Consider the following 13,286-nt stretch of genomic DNA (forward strand, 5'->3'; position numbering starts at 1 on the left):
ACGCCGCCACACCACCGTGAACCCCTGCGCGGTCACAGCGCATCGACAGGAGAGCTCCTCGTGCCGAAGTCTCGACTCCGCAAGAAGGCCGACTACACCCCGCCGACCACGGCCACGGTGAAGATCAGTTCGGGCCGCGGTTGGGTCGCCCCCCTGATGCTGGCGCTGTTCCTGGTCGGTCTGGTCTGGATCGTCACCTACTACGTGACCAGCGGCAGCTGGCCCGTGGAGAGCTGGCGGAACTGGAACATCCTGGTGGGCTTCGGCTTCATCGCGGCGGGTTTCGGCGTCTCCACCCAGTGGAAGTGACGCCGGGGCTGCTGCCCTGAGCTCCTTCACCGCCGCCCCGGACGGTTCGTCCCGGGGCGGCGTCGGTGTGCCCGGACGGCGGGCACGCATGGCGGAACCCGTTCTCGGGTCATCCGCTTATCGTGCTTATCCACATGGTTATCCACAGTGGGGAAAAGTCACACGGGCCTGTGGATAACTCACACCGGGGGCGCTTTCCACATCGTCGCGCGCCCTTCCGTCACGATCGGATCCGCACAGCGGGACACGCGTAGAACAGTCGTCCGGGCCCGGTCGTTCGCACAGCCTGTGCACAACCCCGCACCTGCTGTGGACAACCGTGCGGGCACCGTACGGCCGTACGACACCCCGGCGCCGGCGGATCACCCGCCGTAGGCGGCCGTCCCCGCGAGCACCATCACCAGCACCAGGCCGGCCACGCCCGCCAGCGTCAGCCCCTGCACGGCCGCCCGGTGGGCCCGCGGGGCGTACATCAGGCCGGCCGCGGTCAGCATTCCGGCGATCAGGCCGCCGAGGTGCGCGCGCCAGTCGATCCCCTGCACCGAGAAGGTGACGATCAGGTTGAACACCAGCAGCGCGACGATCGGCCCGAGCGGCGCCCGGACCCGGCGGTAGAGCACCACGGTCGCGCCCAGCAGGCCGAAGACCGCCCCCGAGGCGCCCAGCGAGCGCATCCCGTCGCCGGCCAGCACGAAGGCGAAGGCGCTGCCGGCCAGCCCGGAGAGCAGGTAGAGCGCGAGGAAGCGGGCCCGGCCGAGCGCCGACTCCAGCTGCGGGCCGAGCACCCAGAGCACCAGCATGTTGGTGGCGATGTGCCAGGGCGCGGTGTGCAGGAACACGGCCGTCAGCAGCCGGTACCACTGGCCCGGCCCCTCGGCCACGCCGACGGGGTACGGGTAGGACCAGTCGGGGGCGAAGCTGCGCAGTTCGAGGTCGATGGCCAGCCAGGGCGTGAGCACGTAGCCGGCCAGCACGAAGACGGCCAGGTTGATGCCGATCAGCGTCTTGGTGACCAGCGCGCCGTCCGCGGTCGGGCGCCCGCCGAAGCGGGTGGTCGCCCGCCGGACCTGGCGGCCGCCCTCGCTGACGCAGTCCGGGCAGTGGAAGCCCACCGAGGCGTTCACCATGCACTGCGGGCAGATCGGCCGGCCGCAGCGCGAGCAGCCGATGCCGGTCTCCTGCTCGGGGTGCCGGTGGCAACGGGACAGCCCGCTCCCGCCGCCCGCCCCGGGGGTCGGGTCGATCGGCGGCCTCGGCTCGTCCGGGAGCATCGGCTATCCCCTTCTGCCACGACTTGCGACGACATCTGCGCGCTCCCGGCGGGGACCCGCCGGAACCGCCAGCCTACTGCGGCCCTCCCCGCGACCGAAGGGCCCAGTCGCCTCCCGCCTGCCGCCGCCGGCCCCCCACCGGCCTCCCACCGGACCAGCACGCCCCGCGTACGGCCCACTCCGGAGTGCCATCGGACGAATAGGGATGCATGATCAGCATTTAGGTGGATATGTGCATAAAGGACGCCACCAGGAGGAGAGACTCGTGACCCGTTTGGACTCGGCCCGAGCGACGGCCGGCAACCTCGCGGACAACGCCCGGCACCAGGCCTCCCAGGCCGCCCACACCGTCCGCGTCCAGTACGACCGGCGCATCGCCCCCCAGGTCGGTCACGCCTTCGCCAGCCTGCCGCCGGAGGCCCAGCAGAACGCCCTGAAGGCCCTGCACCGCACCCAGGAGGCCGCCCTGGCCGCCCGCCACACCGCGTCCCGGGCCGCGGACCAGGCGCGGTGCACGGTCGTCCCCAAGGTCGTGCACGCCGTCGACGAGGCCCGCGCCGTCGTCGCCCCGGTCGCCCACGAGGCCCAGACCCGCGGCGCCGCCGCGCTGACCGCCATGCGCGGCAACGTCACCTCGGCGGAGATCAGCGATCTGGCGGCCCGCAACGCCCGCAGGTCGCGCCGGGCCGGCTGGGCCACCGGACTGGCCGTGGCCGGCGTGATCGCGATCGGCAGCGGCATCGTCACCTGGCAGTGGTGGCGGCACCGCAGCAACCCGGAGTGGCTGGTGGAGCCCCCGTCCGTGGCCCGCCCGGCCTCGCCCGCCCCGGGCGCCGGTACCGGCCCGGACACCCCGGTGAACGGCTCGCCGGAGGCCGGCGGCACCGCACCGTCCTCCGCCCCCACCGAGGACCGCTCCGAGCCGCAGGACCCGCGCAAACCGCACTGAGAACGCGGATCGGCCGCTGACCCGGATTCAGGTCAGCGGCCGATCGCCGTCCACACGCGGTGGAGAAGGAACTGTGGAGCTTAGGAGACTCGAACTCCTGACATCTGCCTTGCAAAGGCAGCGCTCTACCAACTGAGCTAAAGCCCCGGGGCGGCACCGAGCGCACCGCCGGGCACTAGCGTACCCGGTTCTGGCACCGATGCGGTGCCCCGTCCCGGCACGCCTGCCGTGCGGGACCGGGAACGTCCGGCCGACCCGGTCGTCAGACCGGGCCGACCGGCCCTGGAGGCGCGGCGCGGCGCCTCCGAAGACTGTCGATCGTCAGATCGCCGGGGGCCTCAGCGACCGGCCGGAACCGGGTCGGTGGCCTCGGTCCACAGGTCCTGCTCGGCGCGGTCCGCCTGGACCTGACGGTAGACAAAGAAGCCGCCGAGGGCGACCAGGGCGACCAGGAGAAGCTTCTTCACCGCGGGACCTCGTCCTTCTTGCGTTGACGGACTCAGCAGCCGGGCGCCGATCGTTCCGATCGGGCCGACGAGTCCGTGGTTGTGTTACGAGCACGAACGGGCGGTCGGGATGCCGCACTGCCCTTGCGGCCGATGATACACACCGGTGTCCCAATCGTGACCAGCCACCGCTGCCTCCAACCGACCGGTCCGGCCGGAGGATTGACGCCACACCTCCTGTCGTACGGTCGGCCCGGTACGGAGCCCCCACGGAGCCCTCACCGTTCCCGCCCACCGGACGGCGGACCGGGCCTCGAACCGGCCGCCGGAGCGGGCGTGGAACCGGACGCCGGCACCACCACCGCCACCCCGGACGCCAGGTCCACCCGGGTGCGCGGCGGAGCCCCGTCGTCCTCCTCGTCGCGCAGCATCAGCGTGCTCTGCCGCTCGTCGAGCTGGTGCTGCTTGCCGGCCGCGAACTGCGCGTGCAGCTGCTCGAAGCCGGTCGCCGAGATCTGCCCCTCCCGGCCGGTCCCCCGCCACGGCACCAGGCGCGACCGCCGCGCCCTGAGCGCCAGCTGATCGACGAAAGCCAGCACCACCAGCACGCAGACCAGGCCCGGGATGGTCATCGCGAAGACCAGACCCATGTGTGCCACCGCCTCCACCGTCGGACGCCGCCGCCGGGGCGAGCCCCGGCCTCCACGGGTAGAACACCCGGCCGGCGCCGGTGGTTCCTGGAACGGGCACCGGAACGCCGAAGGGCCCGGAGCGATGCTCCGGGCCCTTCGCGGTGGTGGGGCTAACAGGACTTGAACCTGTGGCCTCTTCCTTATCAGGGAAGCGCTCTAACCGTCTGAGCTATAGCCCCTTGCCGCACTGAAAGATTAGCGGACCGATCCCCGATCCCCCAAATCCGTTACGGCCGGGCCCGCGCCGGGGCCCTCCGGGACGGGCAGGTCGGAGGCGGTGCCGGAGGCGGCCAGCCACTCCGCGCGGGTCGCCGGGAGGCGCGCGGCGCCCTCGTCGGTGGTGCGCACCGCGAGGATCTGATTGACCCCGATCCGGTTCTCCTCGAAGGCCAGCGCGGAGGCCGCCATGTAGAGCCGCCAGACCCGCGCCCGGCCGCGCCCCACCAGCCCGACCGCCTCCGTCCAGTGCGCCTCCAGATTGGCCACCCACTCACGCAGGGTCAGCCCGTAGTGCTCGCGGAGCGACTCGACGTCGCGCACCTCGAAGCCCGCCTCCTCCAGCCGGGAGACGGTGGAACCGACCGGGGACAGTTCGCCGTCCGGGAAGACGTAGCGGTTGATGAACGGGCTGGGACGGTACGGCTCACCGGGGTGGTCGGGACGGCGGGCGATCTGGTGGTTGAGCAGCCGGCCGCCGGGCGCCAGCAGCCGGTACAGGCCCTCGGCGTAGACCCGGTACTGGGCCTCGCCGACGTGCTCGGCCATGCCCACGCTGGAGATCGCGTCGAACGGGCCGTCCGGGACCTCCCGGTAGTCCTGGAGCCGGATCTCCACCCGGTCCGCCAGGCCGGCCTCCTCGACCCGCCGCCGGGCCAGCGCGACCTGCTCCTCGGAGATCGAGACGCCGACCGCCGTCACCCCGTAGTGCCGGGCCGCGTGCAGCACCAGCGAACCCCAGCCGGAGCCGACGTCCAGCAGCCGCATCCCGGGCCGCAGGCCGAGCTTGCGGCAGATGAGGTCCAGCTTGGCCTCCTGCGCCGCCTCCAGGCTCTTCGCGGCGGGCTCCCAGTAGGCGCACGAGTAGACCAGCGACGGGCCGAGGACCAGGGCGTAGAAGTCGTTGCCGACGTCGTAGTGGTGGTGGATCGCCGCGCGGTCCCGGCCACGGCTGTGCAGCCGGCCCCGGCCCACCGGGGCCTCCTCCGGCGGCGGCACCGGCTCGGGGCCGAGCGCGCCGGCCCGCAGCAGCGCGCCCGCCACCCGGCGCCCGTTGCCGCCCAGCACATCGCCGGGGCCGAGCCGCAGCCGGCGGATCTCCGGACGCTCGGCGAAGTGCGCGACGGCCCGCAGCACGTCGTACAGGTCGCTGCCCGGGGCGACCTCCAGGTCCCCCGAGACGTAGGCGCGGGCCAGGCCCAGCTCGTTCGGCCGCCAGAGCAGCCGGCGCAGCGCCCGGCGGTTGCGCAGCACCACGGTGGGCGCCCCCGGCGGTCCGGCGACGCTGCCGTCCCAGGCCCGCACCCGCAGCGGCACCGGGATCCCCAGCAGCCCGTCCAGGGCCTCGACCAGCCGCCTTGCGAGCTCCGCCATCGCGCGCCTCCGTCCTGCCGTGCCTGAGCGGCCGTCCCGGACCCGTCCGGCGGGACCGGGGAGGCCTGCGGCGACCGGGTGACGCGGCACGAGCGGACCAAGCTAAGCCCACCGCGCCCCCGGCCCGTCCGGGCGGCACGCCGCGCCAGGCGGCTGTCACCCGAAATGCCGACGGGCCCCACCGGCTGCAACAGCCGGTGGGGCCCGCTGATTCCGTCCGCGGACGGAAGGCCCCGCCGAGGGCGGGAACTGAGCCCGGGTCACGCCCCGGGGATCAGTCCTCCTCGGCCAGGGTGAGCTCGATGCCGCCGGTGAAGCCGGCCGCCGCGTTGTAGATGAACGCCGAGAGCGTGGAGAGCGCGGTCAGCAGCACCACGTCGACCACGGCGATCAGCGAGGTGAAGGTCATCACCTTGCCGAAGCCCACGTAGTCCATGATGTTCAGACCGCCGCCGTTGTTCTCCGAACCGGTGACGTCCTTCAGGGTCTTGCCGAGCGAGTCGAAGACGCCGAGCGAGTCCAGCGTCATCCACAGCACCGCGGCCGCCACGATGATGATGATCCCGACCGCCAGCGACAGCAGGAAGCTGACCTTCATCACCGACCACGGGTCGGCCTTGGTCACCCGCAGCCGGGCCTTCCTGGTCCGCCCCAGGGTGCCGGCGGCCTGCGGGGCGGCCGGACGGCGCGCGCCCGCGGCGGGCGTCCCGCCGGGCGGGGTGTTGCCGCCGCCGACCCGGGTGCCCCGGGGCGGGGTCGGCTGCCCCTTGGCATAGGTGGTCGGCTGCGAGAACCCGCTGCCGCCCGGCGCCGGAGCACCCGGCGGCGGAGGCGTCGGCTGGCCGCCGTACGTGCCGCCCTGGCCCGCCCCGCCGACCGGCGGCATCAGCGAGGTGGACGCGGCCGGGTGCTCGGCCGGCGGCTGCGGCACGCCGTACGCGCCGCCCTGTGCTGCGCCCGGACGGCCGCCGGTGGCGCCTCCCCCAGCACCCGTGGCTCCACTCACTGGTCCTCCCGCACTTCCCACCAGGACGGCGGCGCCGCCCTGCTTCGTCACTCGTCATCCAGCGCCCGGCGGGATTGCCCGGAACTGGTCGGCGGCCGGTACCGCCACGTCGTGTACGGATGTACGGACGTGACGGTACCGGCCGACGCGGTACGAGGTCAGGCCTGGGCGGTCTCGCCGCCCGGAGCCGTCTCCGTACCCTCGGCCACCTCGGTGGACTCGGTGCCCGCCACCTCGTCCTCCGCCGCCTCGTCGTCCTCGGCCTCCGCGTTGCGGGCCATGCCCACGACCGCATCGCGCTTGCCCAGGTTGATCAGTTGGACGCCCATCGTGTCACGTCCGGTTTCACGAACCTCGGAAACCCTCGTGCGGATCACTCCTCCGGACAGGGTGATCGCCATGATCTCGTCGGTCTCGTCGACGACGAGCGCGCCGACGAGCGAGCCCCGGCCCTCGACGATCTTCGCCGCCTTGGTGCCGAAACCGCCGCGTCCCTGGACACGGTACTCGTCCACACCGGTGCGCTTGGCGTAGCCGCCGTCGGTCGCGGTGAAGACGAAGGTGCCCGGACGGACCACGTTCATCGAGAGCAGTTCGTCGTCCTCGCGGAACGCCATGCCCTTCACGCCCGAGGTCGCGCGGCCGGTGGAGCGCAGCGCCTCGTCGGTGGCGGTGAAGCGGATCGACTGCGCCTTCTTGGAGACCAGCAGCAGGTCGTCCTCGGCGGAGACCAGCTCGGCGCCGATCAGCTCGTCGTCCCGGCCCTCCTCGTCCTGGCGCAGGTTGATCGCGATCAGGCCGCCGGAGCGCGGGGAGTCGTAGTCCTTCAGCGGGGACTTCTTCACCAGGCCGGCCCGGGTGGCGAGGACCAGGTAGGGCTTGTCCTCGTAGGTGCGGACGGCCATCACCTGGGCGATGTGCTCGTCCGGCTGGAAGGCCAGCAGGTTGGCCACGTGCTGGCCGCGGGCGTCGCGCCCGGCGTCCGGCAGTTCGTAGCCCTTGGCACGGTAGACCCGGCCCTTGTTGGTGAAGAACAGGATCCAGTTGTGAGTCGTCGTCACGAAGAAGTGGTCGACGATGTCGTCCTGCTTGAGCTGGGCGCCGCGCACGCCCTTGCCGCCGCGCTTCTGCGAACGGTAGAGGTCGGAGCGGGTGCGCTTGACGTAGCCGCCGCGGGTGATGGTGACGACGATGTCCTCCTCGGCGATGAGGTCCTCGATGGAGAGGTCGCCGTCGGAGGGGATAAGGGTGGAGCGCCGCTCGTCGCCGTACTTCTCGACGATCGCGGTGAGCTCCTCGGAGATGATCCCGCGCTGGCGGGTCGGCGAGGCCAGGATCGCGTTGTACTCGTCGATCTTGCGCTGCAGCTCGTCGTGCTCGTCCATGATCCGCTGGCGCTCCAGGGCGGCCAGCCGGCGCAGCTGCATCTCCAGGATCGCGTTGGCCTGGAGCTCGTCGATCGACAGCAGCTCCATCAGGCCGGTGCGGGCCGCGTCGGCGCTCGCCGAGGCCCGGATCAGCGCGATGACCTCGTCGATCATGTCCAGGGCGCGCAGCAGCGCGCGCAGGATGTGGGCGCGCTCCTCGGCCTTGCGCAGCCGGAAGGTGGTGCGCCGGACGATGACCTCGACCTGGTGGTTGACCCAGTGCCGGATGAAGGCGTCCAGCGACAGGGTGCGCGGCACGCCGTCGACCAGGGCCAGCATGTTGGCGCCGAAGTTGGTCTGCAGGTCGGTGTGCTTGTAGAGGTTGTTCAGCACGACCTTGGCGACCGCGTCGCGCTTGAGCACGATCACCAGGCGCTGGCCGGTGCGCGAGGAGGACTCGTCGCGGACGTCGGCGATGCCGGCGACCTTGCCGTCCTTGACCAGGTCGGCGATCTTCAGCGCGAGGTTGTCCGGGTTGACCTGATAGGGCAGCTCGGTGATCACCAGGCACTGCCGGCCCTGGATCTCCTCGACCTCGACGACGGCGCGCATGGTGACCGAGCCGCGGCCGGTGCGGTAGTAGTCGTCGATGCCGCGGCGGCCGACGATCAGCGCGCCGGTGGGGAAGTCCGGGCCCTTGATCCGCTCGATCAGGGCGTCCAGCAGCTCCTCGTGGGAGGCCTCCGGGTTCTCCAGGTACCAGAGCGCCCCGGAGGCGACCTCGCGCAGGTTGTGCGGCGGGATGTTGGTCGCCATGCCGACCGCGATGCCGGTGGCGCCGTTGACCAGCAGGTTGGGGAAGCGCGCGGGCAGGACGGTGGGCTCCTGCGAGCGGCCGTCGTAGTTGGGCGCGAAGTCGACGGTCTCCTCGTCGATGTCGCGCATCATCTCCATGGCCAGCGGCGCCATCTTGCACTCGGTGTAGCGCATCGCCGCCGCCGGGTCGTTGCCCGGGGAGCCGAAGTTGCCGTTGCCGTCCACCAGCGGCATCCGCATCGACCACGGCTGGGCCAGGCGGACCACGGTGTCGTAGATCGAGGTGTCACCGTGCGGGTGGTAGTTGCCCATGACGTCGCCGACGACGCGGGCGCACTTGTAGTAGCCCTTCTCGGGGCGGTAGCCGCCGTCGTACATCGCGTAGAGCACGCGGCGGTGCACCGGCTTCAGGCCGTCGCGCACCTCGGGCAGCGCCCGGCTGACGATGACGCTCATCGCGTAGTCGAGGTACGAGCGCTGCATCTCGGTCTCGAGCTCGACCGGCTCGATCCGCAGGGCGACCGCGGCGGCGGCCTCGGGGGTCTCGGGCTGCTCGCCTTCGGGACGGTTGTCGTCGACCACTGGTGGTCAGTTTCCTTTCACGCGGACTGGTACATGCGGGGCCTGCGGGCAGGCGTCACACGTCCAGGAAGCGGACGTCCTTGGCGTTGCGCTGGATGAAGGAGCGGCGGGCCTCGACGTCCTCGCCCATGAGGATCGAGAACAGCTCGTCGGCGCGGGCGGCGTCCTCCAGGGTGACCTGGAGCAGCAGGCGGTGGGCCTGGTCCATGGTGGTGACCCGGAGCTCCTCGGCGTTCATCTCGCCGAGACCCTTGAACCGCTGGATCGCGTCGTCCTTCGGCAGGCGGCGCCCCGCCTCGACCCCGGCGGCGATCAGCGCGTCGCGCTCGCGGTCGGAGTAGGCGTACTCGAAGTCGTCCTTGCCCCACTTGATCTTGTACAGCGGCGGCATCGCCAGGTACACGTAGCCGGCCTCGACCAGCGGCCGCATGAAGCGGAACAGCAGGGTCAGCAGCAGGGTGCGGATGTGCTGCCCGTCGACGTCGGCGTCGGCCATCAGCACGATCTTGTGGTAGCGCAGCTTGGACTCGTCGTAGTCCTCCTGGATGCCGCAGCCGAAGGCCGAGATCAGCGCCTGGACCTCGGTGTTCTGCAGCACCTTGTCGATCCGGGCCTTCTCGACGTTCAGGATCTTGCCGCGGATCGGGAGGATGGCCTGGATGCGCGGGTCGCGGCCCTGCTTGGCCGAGCCGCCGGCGGAGTCACCCTCGACGATGAAGATCTCGCACTCGGCCGGGTCCTTGGACTGGCAGTCGCTGAGCTTGCCGGGCAGCGAGGCGGACTCCAGCAGGCCCTTGCGGCGGGTGAGGTCGCGGGCCTTGCGGGCGGCGACGCGCGCGGTGGCGGCCTGGATGGACTTGCGGATGATGTCCGCGGCCTCGTTGGGGTTGCGGTCCAGCCAGTCGTTCAGGTGCTCGTGGACGACCTTCTGGACGAAGGTCTTCGCCTCGGTGTTGCCCAGCTTGTCCTTGGTCTGGCCCTCGAACTGCGGCTCGCCGAGCTTGACCGAGATGATCGCGGTCAGACCCTCGCGGATGTCCTCGCCGGAGAGGTTGTCGTCCTTCTCCCGGAGCAGCTTCTTGTCCCGCGCGTAGCGGTTGACCAGGCCGGTCAGCGCGGCGCGGAAGCCCTCCTCGTGGGTACCGCCGCCGTGGGTGTGGATGGTGTTCGCGAAGGAGTAGACCCCCTCGGTGTACGAGGAGTTCCACTGCATGGCGATCTCCACCGAGATCGCCTTGTCCTTGTCCTCCGCCTCGAAGTCGATCACCGAGGGGTGGACGACCTCGCCCTTGCGGGAGTTGAGGTGGGCGACGAAGTCGGCGATGCCGCCGTCGTACTTGTACGTGACGGAGAGCGGCTTGCCCTCCTCGTCGACGTGCTCGGGGCGCTCGTCGGTCAGCGCGATGGTCAGGCCCTTGTTGAGGAACGCCATCTCCTGGAACCGGCGGGAGAGCGTCTCGAAGGAGTAGACCGTGGTCTCGAAGATCTCCGGGTCGGCCCAGAAGGTGACGCTGGTGCCGGTGCGCTCGGTGGCCTCGTGCTGGGAGAGCGGGGCGGTCGGGGTGCCGGCCTTGTACTCCTGCGTCCAGCGGTGGCCGTCGGTGTGGATCTCCACCGCGAGCCGGGTGGAGAGCGCGTTCACCACGGAGACGCCGACGCCGTGCAGACCGCCGGAGACCGCGTAGCCGCCGTTGCCGAACTTGCCGCCCGCGTGCAGAACCGTCAGCACGACCTCGACGGCCGGCTTGCCCTGGCCCGGCATGATGCCGACCGGGATGCCGCGGCCGTTGTCGACCACGCGCACGCCGCCGTCGGCCAGCAGGGTCACGTCGATGGTGTCCGCGTGCCCGGCCATCGCCTCGTCGACGGAGTTGTCCACGATCTCCTGCACCAGGTGGTGCAGGCCGCGCTCACCGGTCGAGCCGATGTACATGCCGGGGCGCTTGCGGACGGCGTCGAGGCCCTCCAGCACCTGGATGGCGCTCGCGTCGTACGACCTGTCGGACTGGTCGGTCTGGTCTGGGATCTGGCTGGGGTTGCCGGAATCGGCCACGAAGCGCCCTCTCTGGCACAGCGCGGGCCGCATCCCCGCTCTCTCTACGGGCGGGCGTGCGACCACGGCGTTTCGACTCGGTTGCCACTAGCAACAGTGTTTGGCTTCCAGTCTACCGGTACGACTGACATCGATGGGCGTTTGGCAGCCTCTGAGGGCAGAAATGGCGCCCTGAATCCCCTCGGGACATGTCCCGATACTCGCCTGGGGGGCTCAGAGCGCCTGGCGGGGCCGTCAGGGGTTCCGGAGGATTACGGTCCGCTCCACCCGTGAACGCTCCGCGCTATCCCCAGGTGTCGCCGGGGCCCTTGCTGCCGGGGGCACGCAGCCGGCCGTAGCCGCGCACCGGGGCGGCGGGGCCGAGCACCTTGATGGTGCGGACCGTGCCATGGCCCAGCTCGTGGTTCAGACGGGCCACCAACTGCCGGGCCAGCCAGCGGAGTTGAGTGGCCCACGCGGTGGAGTCGCACTGCACCGTGAGCACCGCGGCCTCGTCGTCGTAGGCGGTGGGCGTGCAGTGCGCGGCGATGTCGGGTCCGACGATCTGCGGCCAACGGCCCATCACCCCGCCGACCGCGGCCGAGGACTCCCAGCCCCGCTCGGTCAGCAGCCGGGTCAGCGCCGCCCCCAGCGGCACCGGGTCGCGGCCGTCCGAGCGGGCCCCGCTGCGCAGACCGTGCCGCTTCGCCTCGCGCTTCTCGCGCACCTGCTCACCGCGCTGGCGGGCCTGCGCCCGGGCCGCCCGCAGCGCCGAACGCGCCAGGTCGGCACCGGTCGGCCCGGGGTGCTCCGCCGAATCGCTCACGGCGATCTCCTTATCCCCACCCTGTGGACAACGGTGAGCCGTCCAGCGTACGGGAGCCGGGCGGGCGGGCGGCGGCTCGGGTGGGCGTCACCGGGGGGACGGCGGTGGAGTGTGCGAGCGCCGGCGGCGGCCGGTGGAGCGCGGTCGGGCGCGGTCGGGCGCGGGTCCGGCCCGGGCGGGACGCGGGCGGAACGCGGGGTGGAACGCGGGGTGGGGGCGCCGGTCAGCCGGTGACGCGCTGGACGGCGCCGTCGGCGACCGCGTACCGGGTCCCGGCCAGCGCCTTCGGCACGTCCTCGGCCACCGCCGCGGTCACCAGCACCTGCTCGCCGCCGGCCACCAGCTCGGCCAGCCGGTCGCGGCGGGCGGCGTCCAGCTCGGCGAAGACGTCGTCCAGGATCAGCACCGGCTCGCCCCCGTCGGAGCGCAGCAGCTCGTACGACGCCAGCCGCAGCGCCAGCGCGAACGACCAGGACTCGCCGTGGCTGGCGTAGCCCTTGGCGGGCAGCGGGCCGAGCTTGAGCACCAGCTCGTCGCGGTGCGGGCCGACCAGGGTGACCCCGCGCTCGACCTCCTGCTTGCGGGCCGTCCGCAGCGCCTCCAGCAGCTGCTCCTCGGCCTGCTCGCGGCTGGTCGGCAGCTCGCCCTCGAAGGAACTGCGGTACTCCAGCGCGGTGTCGCCGCCGCCCGGCGCGAGCTGCCCGTAGGCGGCCGCGACCAGCGGTTGCAGGGCGGCCACCAGCTGGAGGCGGAAGGCGGTGAGTTCGGCGCCGGCCCGGGCCAGGTGGCCGTCCCAGACCTCCAGGGTGGAGAGGTCGGCGCCCTTGCCGCCGCCGGCCCTGCGGGCCATCGCGGCGGTCTTCAGCAGGGCGTTGCGCTGCTTGAGCACCCGCTCGTAGTCCTGCCGGACGCCGGCCAGCCGGGGCGCGCGGGCGGTCAGCAGCTCGTCCAGGAAGCGCCGGCGCTCCCCCGGGTCGCCCTTGACCAGGGCGAGGTCCTCGGGGGCGAACAGCACGGTGCGCAGCAGGCCCAGCACATCGCGCGGGCGGACGTTGTCGGAGCGGTTGATCCGGGCCCGGTTGGCCTTGCCGGGGGTGATCTCCAGCTCGATCAGGGTGGATCGGCTGCGGTCCACCACCGAGGTGCGGATCACCGCGCGCTCGGCGCCCAGCCGGATCAGCGGGGCGTCGGTGGCGACCCGGTGGCTGCCCAGGGTGGCGACGTAGCCGACCGCCTCGACCAGGTTGGTCTTGCCCTGGCCGTTGGGGCCGACGAAGGCCGTCACGCCCGGGTCGAGGGGGACCTCGGCCCGGGCGTAGGAGCGGAAGTCGGCGAGCGACAGGTGCGCGACGTGCATGACGGTGGACTGCGCTCGCCTTCTGGGACTTCCGGGGGACGGA

The 13,286-nt window shown here is 72.2% G+C and carries 11 protein-coding genes and 2 tRNA genes; 2 read left to right on the forward strand and 11 right to left on the reverse strand.

Annotation, left to right across the window (positions count from 1 at the left end):
- Positions 1–60 precede the first annotated feature (60 nt).
- Positions 61–309, forward strand: a complete 249-nt coding sequence (gene crgA / locus ABTX81_RS10935; RefSeq protein ID WP_350543068.1) for a cell division protein CrgA — start codon at positions 61–63, stop codon at positions 307–309.
- Between the two features lie 362 nt (positions 310–671).
- Here the strand turns inward: crgA and ABTX81_RS10940 are convergent, their stop codons facing one another.
- Positions 672–1,580, reverse strand: coding sequence for a rhomboid family intramembrane serine protease (locus ABTX81_RS10940; protein ID WP_350543070.1), 909 nt, complete (start codon positions 1,578–1,580; stop codon positions 672–674).
- A 265-nt stretch (positions 1,581–1,845) separates the two neighbouring features.
- On the opposite strand from ABTX81_RS10940, the gene ABTX81_RS10945 reads away from it, so the two are divergent.
- A complete protein-coding gene (locus tag ABTX81_RS10945) occupies positions 1,846–2,529 on the forward strand; it encodes a DUF5324 family protein (RefSeq protein WP_502892746.1) in 684 nt (227 codons plus the stop codon).
- Between the two features lie 74 nt (positions 2,530–2,603).
- On the opposite strand, the gene ABTX81_RS10950 is transcribed toward ABTX81_RS10945, so the two are convergent.
- From ABTX81_RS10950 to recF, 10 genes are all read right to left on the reverse strand, one after another.
- Positions 2,604–2,676: transfer RNA gene (locus ABTX81_RS10950), tRNA-Ala, on the reverse strand.
- Positions 2,677–2,867: 191 nt separating this feature from the next.
- Positions 2,868–2,996: a DLW-39 family protein gene (locus ABTX81_RS10955; protein WP_014137031.1), complete on the reverse strand. Its 129-nt coding sequence runs from the start codon at positions 2,994–2,996 to the stop codon at positions 2,868–2,870.
- A gap of 257 nt (positions 2,997–3,253) precedes the next feature.
- Entirely contained in the window at positions 3,254–3,625 is a 372-nt protein-coding gene (locus ABTX81_RS10960; RefSeq protein WP_350543265.1) for a DUF6191 domain-containing protein, read from the reverse strand.
- Positions 3,626–3,769: 144 nt separating this feature from the next.
- Positions 3,770–3,846, reverse strand: a tRNA-Ile gene (locus tag ABTX81_RS10965).
- A 16-nt stretch (positions 3,847–3,862) separates the two neighbouring features.
- Positions 3,863–5,257 (reverse strand): class I SAM-dependent methyltransferase, encoded by a 1,395-nt coding sequence (locus ABTX81_RS10970; protein WP_350543074.1) that lies wholly within the window; start codon positions 5,255–5,257, stop codon positions 3,863–3,865.
- A 274-nt stretch (positions 5,258–5,531) separates the two neighbouring features.
- Positions 5,532–6,263: a DUF3566 domain-containing protein gene (locus ABTX81_RS10975; protein WP_350543078.1), complete on the reverse strand. Its 732-nt coding sequence runs from the start codon at positions 6,261–6,263 to the stop codon at positions 5,532–5,534.
- A 158-nt stretch (positions 6,264–6,421) separates the two neighbouring features.
- Positions 6,422–8,962 (reverse strand): DNA gyrase subunit A, encoded by a 2,541-nt coding sequence (gyrA, locus tag ABTX81_RS10980; RefSeq protein WP_350543267.1) that lies wholly within the window; start codon positions 8,960–8,962, stop codon positions 6,422–6,424.
- A 121-nt stretch (positions 8,963–9,083) separates the two neighbouring features.
- Entirely contained in the window at positions 9,084–11,114 is a 2,031-nt protein-coding gene (gyrB, locus tag ABTX81_RS10985) for a DNA topoisomerase (ATP-hydrolyzing) subunit B (protein ID WP_350543080.1), read from the reverse strand.
- Between the two features lie 250 nt (positions 11,115–11,364).
- Positions 11,365–11,886, reverse strand: a complete 522-nt coding sequence (locus ABTX81_RS10990; protein ID WP_350543082.1) for a DciA family protein — start codon at positions 11,884–11,886, stop codon at positions 11,365–11,367.
- Between the two features lie 223 nt (positions 11,887–12,109).
- Complete coding sequence (recF, locus tag ABTX81_RS10995; RefSeq protein WP_350543084.1) at positions 12,110–13,243, reverse strand: DNA replication/repair protein RecF; 1,134 nt, start codon at positions 13,241–13,243, stop codon at positions 12,110–12,112.
- Positions 13,244–13,286: the final 43 nt, after the last annotated feature.

Origin of the sequence: Kitasatospora sp. NPDC097605 (assembly GCF_040302725.1) — a bacterium.
Lineage (GTDB): Bacteria > Actinomycetota > Actinomycetes > Streptomycetales > Streptomycetaceae > Kitasatospora.

What these genes read in the sequence shown, in the direction of transcription:
- gyrB (WP_350543080.1), bottom strand. Translation starts at nt 11,114, where the DNA reads ATGCGGCCCGCGCTGTGCCAGAGAGGGCGCTTCGTGGCCGATTCCGGC.
- ABTX81_RS10940 (WP_350543070.1), bottom strand. Translation starts at nt 1,580, where the DNA reads ATGCTCCCGGACGAGCCGAGGCCGCCGATCGACCCGACCCCCGGGGCG.
- ABTX81_RS10970 (WP_350543074.1), bottom strand. Translation starts at nt 5,257, where the DNA reads ATGGCGGAGCTCGCAAGGCGGCTGGTCGAGGCCCTGGACGGGCTGCTG.
- recF (WP_350543084.1), bottom strand. Translation starts at nt 13,243, where the DNA reads ATGCACGTCGCGCACCTGTCGCTCGCCGACTTCCGCTCCTACGCCCGG.
- ABTX81_RS10960 (WP_350543265.1), bottom strand. Translation starts at nt 3,625, where the DNA reads ATGGGTCTGGTCTTCGCGATGACCATCCCGGGCCTGGTCTGCGTGCTG.